This is a genomic window from Bradyrhizobium sp. 164, from assembly GCF_023073715.1.
In the GTDB taxonomy this organism is placed as follows: domain Bacteria; phylum Pseudomonadota; class Alphaproteobacteria; order Rhizobiales; family Xanthobacteraceae; genus Bradyrhizobium.
Genome location: NZ_JADPKA010000029.1, coordinates 195,311 through 211,026, shown reverse-complemented (window position 1 = coordinate 211,026; position 15,716 = coordinate 195,311). Strand labels below are relative to the sequence as shown.

Below are 15,716 nucleotides of genomic sequence, written 5' to 3'. Positions count from 1 at the left end.
AATGCAGCGCGCTGCATTGCGCCCGGGCACGAGAGCATTTCCGCGAAACGCGCTACGGCGGTCGTTCCCGCGCAGCCATCCAGGCGAGCGCGAGATAGGCGGCGAGCATGAACGCTTCGACACCGACCACGACCAGGCTGCCGCCGTAGATGCCGGGAAACATCAGCTCGATCACCGCCATCGACACCACGGTCGTCAGCCACACCACAGCGCCCCAGGGCGTCGCCAGCCAGAGACCAACTGCTGCGACGAGCTCGATCACGGCGAAGTAGACGGTTGCGGCCTGCCAGGCCATCGCCTGGTTCTCGAAGGCCTCGTCGTCGCCGCCGACGAAACCCGTCACTTGCGCCCAGTGATAGAGACCCTTCAGGATCGAGAGCAGCGCCATCACACGCAGGAACAGCACGAGCCGGCGCGTCCAGACATTGTCATCGGACGCAGAGCGCTCCGACGAGATCGCCGCCACCGACATCGCGCTATCCCTGGCGCTGTCTCTGGCATTGTCCCGGGCGCTGTCGCGGGCCGCATCGCGTGTGGAAATCTCGGACATGGCCCCCTTCTGGCTGCTTCGCCTCGCAAAATCAATCGGCTGCCATCCCTTGCGGCAGGTCAAGCCGCGGTGACGGGAACCATGCGAGCTGGTATAAGAATAATTCCAGCCGGAGGAAGAGTGATGGCGATCAAATACGGACGTCCGATCGAACTGCGCGAGGTTTCGCGCCGGGATGGCGCTAGCGCCTCCCCTGCCCTCGATCTGACCGTCCGCCCGCGCCGCAACCGCAAGGCCGAGTGGGCCCGGCGCATGGTGCGCGAGAATGCCATCACCACGGATGATCTGATCTGGCCGCTGTTCCTGATCGACGGCAGCGACAAGCGCGAGCCCGTCGCCTCCATGCCCGGCGTCGACCGCCTCAGCGTCGACCAGGCGGTGCGCGAGGCCGAGCGCGCCATGAAGCTCACCATCCCCTGTATCGCGCTGTTTCCCTATACCGACCCGTCCTTACGCGACGAGGAAGGATCGGAAGCGACCAACCCGAACAATCTGGTCTGCCAAACTGTGCGCGCGATCAAGAAGGAGTTTCCGGAGATCGGCATTCTCTGCGACGTCGCGCTCGATCCCTTCACCAGTCACGGTCATGACGGCCTGATCTCCGACGGCAAGATCTTGAACGACGAGACGGTCGCGGTGCTGGTGCGCCAGGCCCTGGTGCAGGCCGAAGCCGGCTGCGACATCATCGCGCCGTCGGACATGATGGACGGCCGCGTCGCCGCGATCCGCGAGGGGCTCGACTGCTCAGGCCTGCTCGACGTGCAGATCATGGCCTATGCGGCCAAATACGCTTCCGCCTTCTATGGCCCGTTCCGCGACGCCATCGGCTCGGCCAAGACACTCACCGGCGACAAGCGCACCTACCAGATGGACAGCGCCAATAGCGACGAAGCACTGCGCGAGGTCGAGCTCGACATCGCCGAGGGCGCCGACATGGTGATGGTGAAGCCCGGCATGCCTTATCTGGACGTGGTCCGCCGTGTGAAGGATACTTTTGCGATGCCGACCTTCGCCTACCAGGTCTCCGGCGAATACGCGATGATCGCGGCCGCGGCCAATAACGGCTGGCTCGACGGCGAGCGCGCGATGATGGAAAGCCTGCTCGCCTTCAAGCGCGCCGGCGCCGACGGTGTGCTGAGCTACTTTGCGCCGAAGGTCGCGGAGAAGCTGCGGGCGCAGGGGTCATAAACGCCCACCGCCTCTTTGATGTCGTCCCGGCGAAGGCCGGCCACCTGTCCTGGTCTTGGCCAGGACGACGGAAGCGTCGCGCCAGCGCGGCCTCCGCGCCGCTCCGCCGCCGAATTGCCGGAATATTTTCGCTTGTTGATCCCAGCGCGCCCTTGGCATGCGAACGGCCTGTTCCCATGTCCTGCCACGGGGGTTCGCTGGGAGAACGGACATGTCGGACTCGGGCAATTCAGGCGCCTGGCGCAACGACAGCGGCGTGCAGCCGCACGCCTACGATCCCTATCTGCATCCGGAGCTGTTCCGCGGTGTTGCGACGCGGCGGGTGTTCGCCTTCCTGGTCGACATGGTCGTGATCTCGGTGCCGGTGATCCTCGGCTATATCTTCATCGCCTTGTTCGGTGTGGTCACGCTCGGCATCGGCTGGGCGCTGTTCTGGATCGCCTGGCCGGCCTCGGTGGTCTGGGCCATCGTCTATTACGGCGCCAGCATCGGCGGCCCTTCCTCCGCGACAGTGGGCATGCGCCTGATGGATCTGGAACTGCGCACCTGGTACGGCGCGCCCGGCTACTTCGTGCTCGGCGCCACCCATGCGGTGCTGTTCTGGGTGACCGTCTCGTTCCTGTCGCCCTTCGTGGTGCTGGTCGGCCTGTTCAACGGCCGCCGTCGCCTGCTGCATGATTTCGTCTTGGGAACGGTCGTGATCAACAATTCGGTCCGCGTACCCGCGCCCCAGGCCGCAAGGACGTCCTGATCAAGGACCTATCAACCCGGATCTTCTAAGCTGACTGATCTGATCTGCCGAGCAGGCCAATTGACCCGGAGCTTCCGTAGCGCGATGCTGACACACAGTTCGGAGGCCCACGACGTCCCTTGACCCAGCACTCGCGCGATACCCCGCAATTTTACCTCACGGCGCCCTCCCCGTGCCCCTATCTGCCGGGCCGGCATGAGCGCAAGGTGTTTACGCACCTCGTGGGTGAGCGCGCCGGTGACCTCAACGATCTCCTGACCCATGGCGGGTTCCGCCGCAGCCAGTCGATTGCGTACCGTCCCGCCTGCGACCAGTGCCGCGCCTGCGTCTCGGTGCGGGTCGTCGCCAACGAGTTCCGGCCGTCCCGCAACTTCAGGAAAGTGCTGGCGCGCAACGCCGACATCATCGGCGAGCAGCGCAGCGCCGTTCCCACCTCCGAGCAATATTCGATATTCCGCGCCTATCTCGATGCCCGCCATCGCCATGGCGGCATGGCCGACATGACCGTGCTCGACTACGCCATGATGGTCGAGGACAGCCATGTCGAGACCCGCATCATCGAGTACCGCAAGCGCGGCCCCGACAGCGGCCTCACCGGCCGCGGCGAGGAACTGATCGCGGTGGCGCTGACCGACGTGCTCAGCGACGGGCTGTCGATGGTCTATTCGTTCTTCGAGCCGAGCCAGGTCAGCCGCTCGATGGGCACCTTCATGATCCTCGACCACATCGCCCGCGCGCGCCGGCAAGGGCTGCCCTACGTCTATCTCGGCTACTGGATCGAGGGCTCGAAGAAGATGGACTACAAGGCCCGCTTCCTGCCGCAGCAGCGCCTCGCGCCCTCAGGCTGGCTACGCGTCGACGCGCAGGGGGATGTGGCATCCGAGCCGCAGGATTAATTTAGCCGACGCGCACTGGTGTCATGCCCGCGAATGCGAGGCATCCAGTGCGCCGCGGCTTCTCCGTTCGATCGCAGGCTTCACCGAGTACGGGTCGCGCGGTCAAGCCAGGCGACGACAGCTGTGCATTCGGCGGACACTCACCCGAACAGCGTATCCGCCAGCAGCTTCACGTTCAAAACAACGATTACGCCTGCGACGATCCACGCGATCGCGGCGACTGACATCGGAATCGCGAACTTCCCCATCTTGCGGCGGTCGGAGACGAAGCGAACCAGCGGGATGACGGCGAATGGCAGTTGCATCGACAGCACGACCTGGCTGAACACCAGCAAATCGGCCGTGCCGCGCTCGCCATAGATCGCGGTGACGACGATCACGGGAATGATGGCAATGCCGCGCGTGAGCAGGCGGCGCGCCCAGCTCGGCAGACGCAGATCGAGAAAGCCTTCCATCACGATCTGGCCGGCGAGCGTCGCCGTAACCGTTGAATTGAGGCCGGAGGCGAGCAGCGCCACCGCGAACAGCGTCGAGGCGATGCCGAGACCGAGCAGCGGCGATAGCAGTTCAAAAGCCTGGCCGATCTCGGCGACGTCGGAATGGCCGCTTCTGTGGAAGGTCGCAGCAGCGACGATAAGGATGGCGGCATTGATGAACAGCGCCAGCATCAGGGCGATGGTCGAGTCCGTCGTCGCCCATTTGATCGCCTCGCGCCGGCCAGCGTCATTGCGCTCATAGGCGCGCGTCTGCACGATCGAGGAGTGCAGGTAGAGATTATGCGGCATCACGGTTGCGCCGATGATGCCGATCGCGATGTAGAGCATCTCGGAATTGGTGAAGATCTCGGTCTTCGGCACAAAGCCACGCAGCACCTCCGCGACCGGCGGCGCCGCAGCCACGATCTGGACCGCGAAGCAGACCGCGATGACGCCAAGCAGCGCGATCACGAACGCTTCGAGGAAACGGAAGCCGCGATTCATCAGGAGCAGCAGCAGGAAAGCGTCGAGCGCGGCGAGCAGCGCGCCGCCGATCAGGGGAATGCCGAACAGCAGCTTCAGCGCGATCGCGGTGCCGATGACTTCGGCGAGGTCGCACGCGATGATCGCCGCCTCGCAGGCAAGCCAGAGCAGGAAGTTCACCACGGGCGAATAGGTCGCGCGGCAGGCCTGCGCGAGGTCGCGGTCGGTGACGATGCCGAGCCGCGCTGCCAGCGACTGCAGCAGGATCGCCATCAAATTCGAGAGCAGGATGACCGAGAGCAGCGTGTAGCCGAACTTCGATCCGCCGGCGAGGTCGGTCGCCCAGTTGCCGGGATCCATGTAGCCGACCGAGACGAGATAGCCCGGACCGACGAACGCCAGCAGCCGCCGCCACCAGCGGCCGGCGGCCGGAATGGCAATTGTGGAATTGACCTCGGCGAGGCTCTTGGTGGTGGGCGCATCGGTGCGCCAGCCGGCGGCGTCTTGGCTCAAGTCTCGGGTCAGATGGGGTGATTGGGCATCCATGCCGGCAGAATACCCAACTTGCTTCTTATTGCAACTCATTTGCAACTGCATCTAGCCGCACCGGTTCTCAGCACAGACCCGTGGCCCTTGTCGGGAAGCGGGTGGGTTCGGCGGTTCTCGCGGGCGAACATGGGCGCAAATTCGCCTTTTGCAGGATATGAGCCATGTCAACGCCCCCGCGCCTCCCTGACACCTTCAACCGCCTCGCCTGGTCGAACCTCGCGGCGCAATCGGCCGAGCAGATCGCACTGGCCGCAGCGCCCATCGTCGCGGTGCTGACGCTGGGTGTCGCCGAAGGCCAGACCGGCCTGCTGCAGACCGCCCTCACCCTGCCCTTCGTCCTGTTCGCCATTCCTGCCGGCGTGCTCGCCGACCGCATCTCCCGCCGTTGGCTAATGGCGGGAGCCGAGGCGGTGCGGGCCGCCGCACTCGCGGCCATCGTCCTCCTGCTGGCGCTGGGGACGCTCGATTTGCCGCTGCTGGCGCTGCTCGGTTTTGCCGCGGTGTGCGGCACCGTCGTCTATAGTGTGGCGGCACCGGCGCTGGTGCCCTCGCTAGTGAGTTCGGACCTGCTGCCGGCGGCGAATGCGCGGATCGAGCTCGCGCGCACCATCGCGTTTGCGAGCGGACCTGCGCTCGGCGGCGTGCTCGTGGGCTGGTGGGGCGCAAGCCCGGCCTTCGGCTTTGCGGCTGCGCTGTCGGCTATCGCCGTGGTGCTGCTTGCCGGCATCTACGAGCCCGCGCGGGCAGCATCTCCGCGGCGCCATCCGTTCCAGGATATCCGCGAAGGCGCGGCCTTCGTGTTTCACCATCCGCTGCTGCGGCCGGTGTTCATCACCCAATTCATCTTCAACACCGGATGGTTCTTGCAGATCGCGGTGTTCGTGCCATACGCGGTGCGCCATCTCGGCCTGACCGCCGCCGGCGTCGGCACCGTGCTGACGATGTACGGCGTCGGCATGGTAATCGGCGCGCTGGTCGCCACCCGCGTGATGCAGCGCGTCGCGTTCGGCACCGTCGTCGGCCTCGGCCCCGTCACGGGCTTCGTCGCAGCATTGGTGATGGCGCTGACGGTGCTGGTCCCCTCGCCCTGGCTTGCGGCCTTGAGCTTCTTCCTGCTCGGCGTCGGACCGATCCTGTGGGTGATCTCGACCACGACGCTGCGCCAATCGGTGACGCCGCCGCGCCTTCTGGGGCGCGTCTCCGCCATCAACATCATGAGCTACGGCGCCCGCCCGCTCGGCTCGGCGCTGGGCGCAATCGTCGGCGGGTTCTGGAGCGCGGAGGCCTGCCTCTATCTCGCAGCGGCAGTGTTCGGCGTACAGGCCCTGGTGATCCTGCTGTCACCGGCGGTGGCGCTCGACCGGCAGCCGGACATGGTGAGGGACGAAGTGGTGGCGGGGTGCTGAAGTCCGGTCATTCCGGGGCGATGCGAGCATCGAGCCCGGAATGACTGGTGAAATCACCTAGCCCGCCAGATACCGCTCGTAGCTCCCCGTCACCGGCTCGCTGACATCGACGTCGGGATCGAGCGTGTAGAGATCCTGCGCGCGGCCGATGCCGCGCAGCGCGTAACGGCCGGTGGAGACGAGATAGCGGCGGCCGGCGGTGTCGAGGCCCTTGTAAAATTCCGAGGACGCCAGCAGTTCGCGATCGACCGAGCGGCTCATCGAGGCGATGCGACTGACTTCGTTGACGGTCGGTCCGACCACCGTGAAGTCGAGCCGGTCCTCGCTCCCGATATTGCCGTAGAAGACCTCCCCGACATGCAGACCGATATAGGCCGACGTGGTGGGACGACCGTCGGCCGCGCGGCGTGCGTTCAGCGCCGCGACGTTCTTGCGAAACAGATGCTCCGCCCGTAGCGCGGCGCGGCGCGCCGCCGCCATGTCCTCGCCGGTGAACATTGCAAGCACGCCGTCGCCGATCAGCTTCAGCACGTCGCCGCCCGCATCGTGGATCGGGTCGATCACGGCTTGCGCATAGTCGTTGAGGAACGGAATGATCTCGTCGGGACCGATGCTCTCGCTGATCCCGGTCGAGCCACGCAAGTCCGAATACCAGAGCACGGCGTTGATGCGCTCGGTGACGCCGCGCGAGATACGTCCACGCAGCACCTGCTCGGAGGCGTCCCGGCCGAGATAGACGCGGCCGAGCGTGCGGGCGATGTCGACCTGCTGTGCCGATTTGATCGCGAGCCCCAGCACCGGCACCAGATCGCGCAGGGCTTCGAGCTCGGGTTCGGAGAACCCGCTGTCACGACGCGTGGTCCAGCAGGAATAGAGGCAATCCATCAGGCCGAGCGCGCCGTTCTCGCCGAAGCGATGCACGAAGGCGAGATAGTGCTTGTGCCCCTTCTCGGCGAGCTCGCCGATCTGCGAGAAATCCAGCGACGGCGCGTCGGCGAGATCGATCACCATCTCGTCGTGGCCGTGCTCGAGCATGTGGAAGAAGACCGAGCGGCGCCAGCTCTTGGCTGCATCGCCTTCGGCAGTCGAGCCGTATTCGAACGCATCGCTCTCGTTGCTCGGCCGGTCGCTCCAGCGAAAGCCGCGCCCTTCATAAATCGGATGCAGCGTGTCGATGACGACGAGCCCGCGCGATAGTTCCAGCCCCTCGGCGCGGCAGCGCTCGCAGAAGCCACGCAGCAGTTCCGGTTCGGGCAGGCTGGTAAGGCCCTGGCCGGCGATCCAGTTCATCAATTCGAGGCGCGAGGTCAATTGCATGCGCCATTATGGCGTGCATTCGTGACGAGCGAAAGGCGCGAGCCACGCGCGGGCCGTGCGCAAGGCTCCCATCCCTTGCAGATCGAATATGTCGCAGGGGCGGTTGACGTGTTCGCCGCGCGCGCGGCAGATGCCCACAATGACGAGCTTGTCGGCAAGAATCGGAGCCACGCGCAGATGAGCCGGCGCCAGCTTCCGATCATCCTGGCGCTCGGCGCCACGCAGACCCTGGCCTGGGCTTCCAGCTATTATCTGCCGGCGCTGCTCGCCGATCCCATGGCGCACGACCTCGGCATTTCCTCCAACTGGATTTTTGCCGCGTTCTCGGCTTCGCTCGTGATCGCGGCGCTGCTCGGCCCGCGCATCGGGCGGCAGATCGATCTCGTCGGCGGACGGCAGGTGCTTTCGGCCTCGAACCTGACCATCGCCGCCGGCCTCGTCCTCCTCGGCCTCTCGCACTCGGTGGCGGTGATGGCGATCGCCTGGCTCGTGCTCGGCGTCGGCATGGCGATGGGCCTCTATGACGCCGCCTTCGCCGCTCTGGGGCGCATCTACGGCACCGAGGCGCGCAGGCCCATCACCGGCATCACGCTGATGGCGGGCTTCGCCTCCACGGTCGGCTGGCCGCTCACCGCCTGGGGTCTGTCCCATATCGGCTGGCGCGAGACCTGCTTTGCCTGGGCGGCTGCCAATATCCTGATCGGCCTGCCCCTCAACTTCTTCATGCTGCCGGTGATCAGGGGTGCGAGGCAGACGGCGGCGACCGCCGAGAAGCCGCATTTGCCGCTCGACCGCACCATGATCCTGCTGGCCTTCATCTTCGCCGCGGTCTGGACCGTCACCGGCGCGATGGCCGCGCATTTCCCCCGCATCCTGGAGACGACGGGCGCAACACCCGTCGAAGCCATCGCGGCCGGCGCGCTGATCGGCCCGGCCCAGGTCGGCGCGCGCATGCTCGAGGCGGGCTTCCTCAGCCGTTTCCATCCGCTGTGGTCGACGCGGCTCGCCTGCCTCACCCATCCGATCGGCGCGGTGGTCGTCGCGATCTTCGGCGGCGCTGCGGCGAGCGCGTTTGCGCTGTTCCACGGCTCCGGCAACGGTATCCTGACGATCGCGCGCGGCACGCTGCCGCTCGCGATTTTCGGACCAAAGGACTTTGGTTACCGTCTCGGCATCATCGGCGCACCGGCGCGGATGGCGCAGGCGGTGGCGCCGCTCGCCTTCGGTCTGCTGATCGACATCATGGGGGCCAAGGTGCTGATCGTCTCCTCCGCGCTCAGCCTGTCGGCGTTGGCGGCGTTGTTCCTGATCCGTGCCGGGCCGCGCCCGGATTGACCGCCCGGCCCCTTTCGCGCACAAGCGGGCCATGAGCGAAGACCCCGGCCCGCCACGCACGTTCAAAGGCCTCCTGCGCTGGGCGACCACGGCGCCCCAGGCCTGGGGCGTCTATCTCCTCGCCGTCCTGCTGGTCTGGCTGCTCTCGTTCTATGCCGGCACGCTGAAGCCGAAGAAGACGCCGGAAGCGAGTCCGCCCACGGTGACCGTCCCGCGGAGCTAGGCGGGCTTCGTCTCGCTGGTCGCGATCCAGATCCCGGCGAACACCGCAACCAATCCGACAAGCAGATGAGCCGTAATCGGCTCGCCGATGAGGAGCGCAGCAAGCAGAGCGGCGGCGATCGGATTGATCGTCATCGTGTTGGCGACGCGAGTCGGCGTTGCCCGCTCCAGCGCCATGACCCAGAGGATGAAGGCGAGTGCGCCGCCGCCAATGCCGAGATAGATGCCGGCAATCCACTGCGCCGTGGTGAAGTGCTCGAGCGCCGCAAAGCTGCCTCTCACCAGACCCGCCAGTACCAGCACGACGGCACCCGCACCCATGCCCACGGTGAGAAAGCCGAGCGCGCTCGAGCGCTGCATCAACGGACGCGACAATACGTTGTAGAACGCCATGCAGAACACGGCTGCAGTCATGATCAATTCGCCGCGCCAGGCCCCTGGCGGACTGTGCGCCAGGCCGGTAGCCAGCGCTGCCGCCACGCCGAGCACGGCGATGCCGACACCGATGATCTTCCGCACCGTCAGCCGCTCGACGCCAAGGAGCGCCCCCACCACCATCGTGTGAAGCGGCAGCGTCGCGAGCGCAAGACTGGCGCGGGCAGCGGTCGTGTAGGACACCGCGATGTTGTAGAGGATGAAGAACAGACCGAAGAAGCAGATGCCGAGCAGCGCCACGGTCGGCCAATCGGACCGCTGCGGCCAACGCACGCCAAGCAGCAGCGCGCATGGCACGAGGCAGAGAAAGCCGATCCCCCAGCGCAGGATCGCGAGCATGATCGGATCGGCGCCGCCCACGAGATAGCGGGTAATAGCCGCCGCCGTGCCACCGAGGCTGCTCGACGCCAGCGCGATCGCAACCCCGGCCCATTCGCCCACCGCTGTCTCCTGTCGCGGAGCTTTTGGCGGGCCTAGCACGAAGCTGCTGCCATCGTCGTGGCAGCAGCTTCTTCACACGCCCAGCGCTTCCGGTCCGATGCGATCGGAACGGAAGCTCTGGATGCTTGTTTTGACGCGTTTTCTTGGCGCGAACCGGTGCCCACTTCGCTCGAAAACGCTCTACTCGTAAAACTCGGGCGCCATCTTCTGGCTGTCGCGCTGGGCCTTGTCGTGGTTGATCCAGAGCTGCGCTTTTTCCCTGGCGAGCGTGTCGGCAATCTTCTGCATCGAGGCCGCGCTCTGGTCCTTGTTGACGTTCATGCTCGGCACGCGGCGGTTGTCCCAATTGTCCTTGAAGTGGACGGCATCGCCCGACAGGATCACCGCGCCGGTTTTTGGCAGTTTCACCAGCAGCGACTGGTGTCCCGGCGTATGGCCGGGCGTGGATAGAATGGTCACGCTGCCGTCGCCGAACACGTCCTTGTCGCCTGCGAGCAGCTCGACCGGATGCGACGGCTTGAAGCGCGGCGCGTTGTTGGGCCCGGGCCAGTCATATTCGGCCTTCTGCACGTAGAGCATGGCCTGCGGAAACAGCTCGACATTGCCGGTATGATCGGGATGCGTGTGCGAGACGGCCACCACTTTGACGTCGTCGGGCTTCAGCCCGAGCTGTTCGAGCTGGGCGGCAAGCGTCTTCGGCCGGCGCCAAGTGACGGCTTTGGGATCGGCGGGCGCGAGTCCATTCGGCATCGCGGCGACGGAATCGGCAATGCCGGTGTCCCACAGGAACCAGCCCTTGGCGTGCTTGATGAGATAGCAGCTGTCGACGAAGTCCATCGTCTTGCCTTCGTTGAGGCCAGGCGTCCAGCGGGAGATGTCGCCGGCGGTGCCCTCGCCGCAATTGAGCACGTAGAGCTTTTCGACCCCGGTCTTCTCCGATTGCGCCAGCGCCGAAGGGCCGGGCAGAGCGAGTGCAGCGATGGCGAGCGCGAGCTTGATCCTGGGCATCATTGTTGTTCCTCCCGTACAGGGCGAAGACCGAGGATCAACCCCGGCCCGTTCGCGCAATTCCCGTCAAGCAAATCAATGCGGGCAGGTCTCGACCTCGACCGTGACGTGGCTGAGGCCCTTTAGCCCCGCGAGCCGCCGCTTGTAGACGGCCGGCTGCTTCGGCTGGTCCGACACCACCGAGAGCAGCACGGCACAATGGCCGGGCCCCACCTGCCACAGATGCAAATCGGTGACGCGGTCGTCGCCAACTTCCATCCGCGCCCGGATCACCCGCTCCAGCTTCTCGTCGGCGCGCACGTCGAGCAGCACCGCCCCCGATGACTTGATCAGGCCGAACGCCCAGCTCGCGATCACGGCGCTGCCGATCAGCCCGACGGCTGGATCGGCCCAGACCCAGCCCGAATACATCGCGACGGCGAGTGCTGCGATCGCCAGCACCGAGGTCGCTGCGTCCGCCATGACGTGCACATAGGCGGCACGAAGATTGTTGTCGTGATGATGATGGTGATGGCCATGATCATCCTGGTCGTGGTCATGATCGTCGTGATGATCATGGGCGTGGCTGTGGCCGTGATGATGATCGTGGTTGCCGCGCAAGAGCCACGCGCTCGCGAGATTGACGCACAGGCCGAGCGCGGCGACCGCGATCGCCTCGCCATAGACGATCGGCACCGGCGTGATCAGCCGCAGCACGCTCTCATAGGCGATCTCGATCGCGATCAGGCCGAGGATGATCGCGCTGGAGAAGGCGGCGAGATCGCCGAACTTGCCGGTGCCGAAGGTGAAATGCGCATTTTTCAGGTGCCGGCGCGCAAAACGATAGGCAAAGGCGGCGATGCCGAGCGCCGCCGCATGCGTGCCCATGTGCCAGCCGTCGGCCAGCAGCGCCATCGACCCGAACAGCGAGCCGGCGACGACCTCGCCGACCATCATGACCAGCGTCAGGACGACCACGAGCCAGGTACGCCGCTCGTTCTCGTCGTGCTTGTCGCCAAGAAAGGCGTGGTCATGGGTCCATTGTTCGATGGAGTGGGAATGCATCGAATTCTCCAGAAGATTCAGGTCTGTCGGCCTGCAGTATAGACCGCCGAGGCGCGATTTTCTAAGGCCCAATCGTGCCGCGGATTGACAGTCCTGCTTAGTTTCGCTGTAATCGGCGCCATGGGGATTTGAGCGATCTCCCCACGAGGCGACACGCCCAAGCATCGCGTCCCGTTCGTTTCTTGCGAGGACGCATCATGTCTACTTTCACGACCATCTCATCTGACAAATTGGCACGGCTGGTCGGCACCGCGAACAGCCCGGCCCTCATCGATGTGCGCACCGAGGAGGATTTTGCCGTCGACCGGCGGCTGATCCCAGGCTCCATTAAGCTCAGTCACGACAAGGTGACGGACTGGGGCGGCGACTTCGCCGGCCGCCGGGCCATCGTCTCCTGCCTGCGCGGTGAAAAGCTCGCGCAGGGCGCGGCGGCGTGGCTGCGCCAGCTCGGCGTCGAGGCTGAGACGCTGGAGGGCGGCTTCGAGGGCTGGAAAGCGGCAAACCTGCCGCTGCTCGACACGCGCAAGCTGCCGCCGCGCGATGCCAGAGGGCGCACTGTCTGGGTCACGCGGGCCCGGCCGAAGGTCGACCGCATCGCCTGCCCCTGGCTGATCCGCCGCTTTGTCGATCCCAATGCGGTGTTCCTGTATGTGGCACCGTCCGAGGTGATCGGCGTCGGGGAGCGGTTCAATGCAGCTCCCTTCGACATTGAGAACGTGTTCTGGAGCCACCGCGGCGAGCTCTGCACCTTCGACGTCATGATCGAGGAATTCGGGATCGCCTCGCCACCCCTGCTCCGGCTGGCGACGCTGGTGCGCGGCGCCGACACCGCGCGGCCTGATCTCGCGCCAGAAGCGCCGGGCCTGCTCGCGGCCTCGCTCGGACTATCGCGCATGTATGACGACGACCTCGCGCAGCTCGAGGCCGGCATGCTGCTCTACGACGCCTTCTACCGCTGGTGCCGCGACGCCACCACCGAGACCCACAACTGGCCGACCAACAAGGTGAAGGCGTAATGGATATCCGCAACGTTCAAGCAGGAGCTGACGCCGGTCACGGGGTCAGCTTCAATGAGGCCTTTCGTGTCTGGCTCCGCGTCGCCTGCCTGAGCTTTGGCGGGCCCGCGGGCCAGATCGCGGTGATGCATCGTATTCTGGTCGAGGAGAAGAAGTGGATCTCTGAAGCCCGTTTCCTGCATGCGCTGAATTACTGCATGCTGCTGCCGGGACCGGAAGCACAGCAGCTCGCGACCTATGTGGGCTGGCTGATGCATCGCACCGCCGGCGGGCTGATGGCGGGCGGGCTGTTCATCCTGCCCGGCATCATCGCCATCATGGGCCTGAGTTACGTCTACGCCGCCTACGGCAATGTCAGCTTCGTCGAGGCGCTGTTTTTCGGACTGAAGGCCGCCGTGCTCGCCATCGTGGTCGAGGCCGTGGTCCGCGTCGGCAAGCGCGCGCTGAAGAACCGCATCATGATCGCGCTCGCGGCCGCGGCCTTCGTCGCCATCTTCTTCTTCGCGGTCCCCTTCCCGATCATCATCATCGCCGCCGGCATCATCGGCTATGCCGGCGCGCGCGCTGGCCGTCCGGAATTCGCACCGGCTGGTCACGGCCACGGCGGCAGCGGCGCCGCGATCGACAGCATGCTCGGCGAAGCTGTGCCTGAGCACGTGCGGCCCAATACGGCGCGCGCGATCCGCGTCGGCGCGCTGTGGCTGGCGCTCTGGCTGATACCGGTGATCGGGTTGTTGCTCGCTCTTGGGCAAGACAATGTGTTCAGCCAGATCGCACTGTTCTTCTCGAAAATGTCGCTGGTCACCTTCGGCGGCGCCTACGCCGTGCTGGCCTACGTCGCACAGCAGGCGGTCGAGCATTATCACTGGCTCAAGCCGCATGAGATGCTGGACGGCCTCGGCATGGCCGAGACCACGCCGGGCCCGCTGATCATGGTGCTCCAGTTCGTCGGCTTCATGGCCGCCTACCGCGACCCGAGCGGCCTGTCGCCAATGCTGGCGGCAACGCTTGGCGGCTTGCTCGCGACCTGGGTCACCTTCACGCCCTGCTTCCTCTGGATCTTTCTCGGCGCGCCCTATATCGAGCGCCTGCGCGGCAACACGGGACTGGCCGGCGCGCTCGGTGCGATCACCGCCGCGGTTGTCGGCGTGATCCTCAACCTCTCGATCTGGTTCGCGCTGCACACGCTGTTCCGCGCCACGGTGCCGGTGACCGCCTTCCCGTTCGACTTCGACATGCCGGTGCTGACGAGCGTCGACGTGCCGGCGCTGGTGCTGTCGATTGCAGCGGCCACCGCGATCTTCCGGTTCAAGCTCGGCATGCTCACAGTTCTCGCCGGCAGTTGTGCCGCGGGCGTGGCGATGCGGTTAGCGGGGGTAATTTAGGGCCTGCACCCACGAGTCCGTCGCGCCCGACTTGCCATCGGAAGGCGACGTTGAAGGCGACAGCGCTACATGGCGGTCTTGCCCAAAATGGCGAATTACACCGTGACCAGCGCAGGGATTTCCGGCCTACGTACTGTGCGCCGGCGCTCTCTCCCATTCGTCAACGTGGTTGACGGTAGTTGCCCGGAATTGCTGTTCCGCGAGCTATTGGATGGAGTCTTCGGGCAACCAGCCATGATCAATATGCCTTCGCAAAACTGGTCGTGGTGGTTGAAGTTCGGCGCATGTGTGACCGGCTGCATCAGCGGTGCCATGGCGCGCGATACGGACTCCCGAGGTGAACGGCGTCATTGAAGTTACCATCGCCTGCACCTCTTCCTTAATGAACCAATGGCCGGCCACAACGCGACCGGCGACGGTGTCGTCATGCCCGCGGGAGCGCAGCCGCGCCGGACGACCGGACTGATAATCTGATCAATCGGGAAAGGCATTATCCAACAGAGGAGTATCCTATGAAGTTGGCTCAAACATCAGCACTAGTCATTTGTCTGCTTGGCGCGCCAGGGATTTCGCTGGCTGCGGATGCCAAGGGGGATGTGGAGAAGGCATACGCCTCTTGGGATGCCGCATTCAACAAGCACGACGCAAAAGCCATCGGCGCTTCCTATGTCGCGACGGCAAAATTGATGCCGCCTACACATCAGGTGGCGTCAGGTCCGGCTGAGATCGAGAGTTTCTTTGCTGGACTGTTCGCGAACGGCGTGACGGGTCACAAGTTGGAGATGATTGACGCCGGCGGAGACGACAAGGTTGTGTTCGGGACAGCCAAGTGGAGTGCCACGGGTAAGGACAAGGAGGGCAAGCCGTCTCCATTGGGTGGTCTGGCGATGCACGTATTCGAACGCCAAGCCGATGGATCGCTCAAATTGAGGCTGCAAACATTCAACTAAAGCGGTCGAAGCTGATCAGTCCGGTGAGGCGGCGGCCTTACCGGACACTCAGAAGGGCTACTTGTCCCGGTGCAAGATATGTCCGGGGTGGGTCGCAAGCCGTCGATGATGACCAAGCGGGACGACTTCCGATTCGCCCTTAGAAGCTGCTGCCGGAACGCGACTTGAACCGACAGGGCTGCGTGGCGGCTAAGGGCCTAGAAGCAGACGCTGCGGACGCGCCGGCAACGCTCAAAGCAGCAGTACCGACGCTAGCGAGGCGCC

The 15,716-nt window shown here is 65.4% G+C and carries 16 protein-coding genes; 10 read left to right on the top strand and 6 right to left on the bottom strand.

The genetic code is table 11. From position 1 onward, the window contains the following. Window positions 1-52 precede the first annotated feature (52 nt). Complete coding sequence (locus IVB01_RS12155; RefSeq protein WP_247277064.1) at window positions 53-550, bottom strand: DUF6163 family protein; 498 nt, start codon at window positions 548-550, stop codon at window positions 53-55. 123 nt (window positions 551-673) lie between these two features. Between IVB01_RS12155 and hemB the strand changes: the two genes are divergently transcribed. From hemB to IVB01_RS12140, 3 genes are all read left to right on the top strand, one after another. Then, a complete protein-coding gene (gene hemB, locus IVB01_RS12150) occupies window positions 674-1,738 on the top strand; it encodes a porphobilinogen synthase (protein ID WP_247277063.1) in 1,065 nt (354 codons plus the stop codon). A 211-nt stretch (window positions 1,739-1,949) separates the two neighbouring features. After that, complete coding sequence (locus IVB01_RS12145) at window positions 1,950-2,489, top strand: RDD family protein (protein ID WP_247277062.1); 540 nt, start codon at window positions 1,950-1,952, stop codon at window positions 2,487-2,489. 119 nt (window positions 2,490-2,608) lie between these two features. Further along, window positions 2,609-3,385 carry an arginyltransferase gene (locus IVB01_RS12140; protein WP_247277061.1) on the top strand — a complete coding sequence of 259 codons (777 nt, stop codon included), beginning with the start codon at window positions 2,609-2,611 and terminating at the stop codon, window positions 3,383-3,385. Window positions 3,386-3,525: 140 nt separating this feature from the next. Here IVB01_RS12140 and IVB01_RS12135 read toward each other — a convergent pair whose 3' ends face one another. Further along, window positions 3,526-4,890, bottom strand: a complete 1,365-nt coding sequence (locus tag IVB01_RS12135; RefSeq protein WP_247277060.1) for an Nramp family divalent metal transporter — start codon at window positions 4,888-4,890, stop codon at window positions 3,526-3,528. 164 nt (window positions 4,891-5,054) lie between these two features. Here IVB01_RS12135 and IVB01_RS12130 point away from each other — a divergent pair, with 164 nt between their 5' ends. Beyond that, window positions 5,055-6,299, top strand: a complete 1,245-nt coding sequence (locus IVB01_RS12130; RefSeq protein WP_247277059.1) for an MFS transporter — start codon at window positions 5,055-5,057, stop codon at window positions 6,297-6,299. A gap of 57 nt (window positions 6,300-6,356) precedes the next feature. Here the strand turns inward: IVB01_RS12130 and IVB01_RS12125 are convergent, their stop codons facing one another. Continuing rightward, window positions 6,357-7,616, bottom strand: coding sequence for an adenylate/guanylate cyclase domain-containing protein (locus tag IVB01_RS12125; RefSeq protein WP_247277058.1), 1,260 nt, complete (start codon window positions 7,614-7,616; stop codon window positions 6,357-6,359). 177 nt (window positions 7,617-7,793) lie between these two features. On the opposite strand from IVB01_RS12125, the gene IVB01_RS12120 reads away from it, so the two are divergent. Next, the gene (locus IVB01_RS12120; protein ID WP_247277186.1) at window positions 7,794-8,951 is read left to right on the top strand and encodes an MFS transporter; all 1,158 of its coding nucleotides are present in this window, start codon (window positions 7,794-7,796) and stop codon (window positions 8,949-8,951) included. Between the two features lie 31 nt (window positions 8,952-8,982). After that, complete coding sequence (locus tag IVB01_RS12115) at window positions 8,983-9,174, top strand: hypothetical protein (RefSeq protein WP_247277057.1); 192 nt, start codon at window positions 8,983-8,985, stop codon at window positions 9,172-9,174. On the opposite strand, the gene IVB01_RS12110 is transcribed toward IVB01_RS12115, so the two are convergent. The 3 genes from IVB01_RS12110 to dmeF all read right to left on the bottom strand — a co-directional run bounded on the left by IVB01_RS12110 (window position 9,171) and on the right by dmeF (window position 12,101). Beyond that, window positions 9,171-10,049 carry a DMT family transporter gene (locus IVB01_RS12110; protein WP_247277056.1) on the bottom strand — a complete coding sequence of 293 codons (879 nt, stop codon included), beginning with the start codon at window positions 10,047-10,049 and terminating at the stop codon, window positions 9,171-9,173. The genes IVB01_RS12115 and IVB01_RS12110 overlap by 4 nt on opposite strands. A 180-nt stretch (window positions 10,050-10,229) precedes the next feature. After that, window positions 10,230-11,060 (bottom strand): N-acyl homoserine lactonase family protein, encoded by an 831-nt coding sequence (locus IVB01_RS12105; RefSeq protein ID WP_247277055.1) that lies wholly within the window; start codon window positions 11,058-11,060, stop codon window positions 10,230-10,232. 72 nt (window positions 11,061-11,132) lie between these two features. Continuing rightward, window positions 11,133-12,101, bottom strand: coding sequence for a CDF family Co(II)/Ni(II) efflux transporter DmeF (gene dmeF / locus IVB01_RS12100; RefSeq protein WP_247277054.1), 969 nt, complete (start codon window positions 12,099-12,101; stop codon window positions 11,133-11,135). A 197-nt stretch (window positions 12,102-12,298) separates the two neighbouring features. Between dmeF and IVB01_RS12095 the strand changes: the two genes are divergently transcribed. The 4 genes from IVB01_RS12095 (at window position 12,299) to IVB01_RS12080 (ending at window position 15,452) form a co-directional block, all read left to right on the top strand. Beyond that, window positions 12,299-13,117: a chromate resistance protein ChrB domain-containing protein gene (locus IVB01_RS12095; protein ID WP_247277053.1), complete on the top strand. Its 819-nt coding sequence runs from the start codon at window positions 12,299-12,301 to the stop codon at window positions 13,115-13,117. Beyond that, entirely contained in the window at window positions 13,117-14,502 is a 1,386-nt protein-coding gene (gene chrA, locus IVB01_RS12090) for a chromate efflux transporter (RefSeq protein ID WP_247450876.1), read from the top strand. The genes IVB01_RS12095 and chrA overlap by 1 nt, the downstream gene beginning before the upstream one ends. Before the next feature lie 69 nt (window positions 14,503-14,571). Continuing rightward, window positions 14,572-14,856 (top strand): hypothetical protein, encoded by a 285-nt coding sequence (locus IVB01_RS12085; RefSeq protein ID WP_247277051.1) that lies wholly within the window; start codon window positions 14,572-14,574, stop codon window positions 14,854-14,856. 158 nt (window positions 14,857-15,014) lie between these two features. Further along, window positions 15,015-15,452, top strand: coding sequence for a nuclear transport factor 2 family protein (locus IVB01_RS12080; RefSeq protein WP_247277050.1), 438 nt, complete (start codon window positions 15,015-15,017; stop codon window positions 15,450-15,452). The last annotated feature ends 264 nt before the right edge of the window (window positions 15,453-15,716 follow it).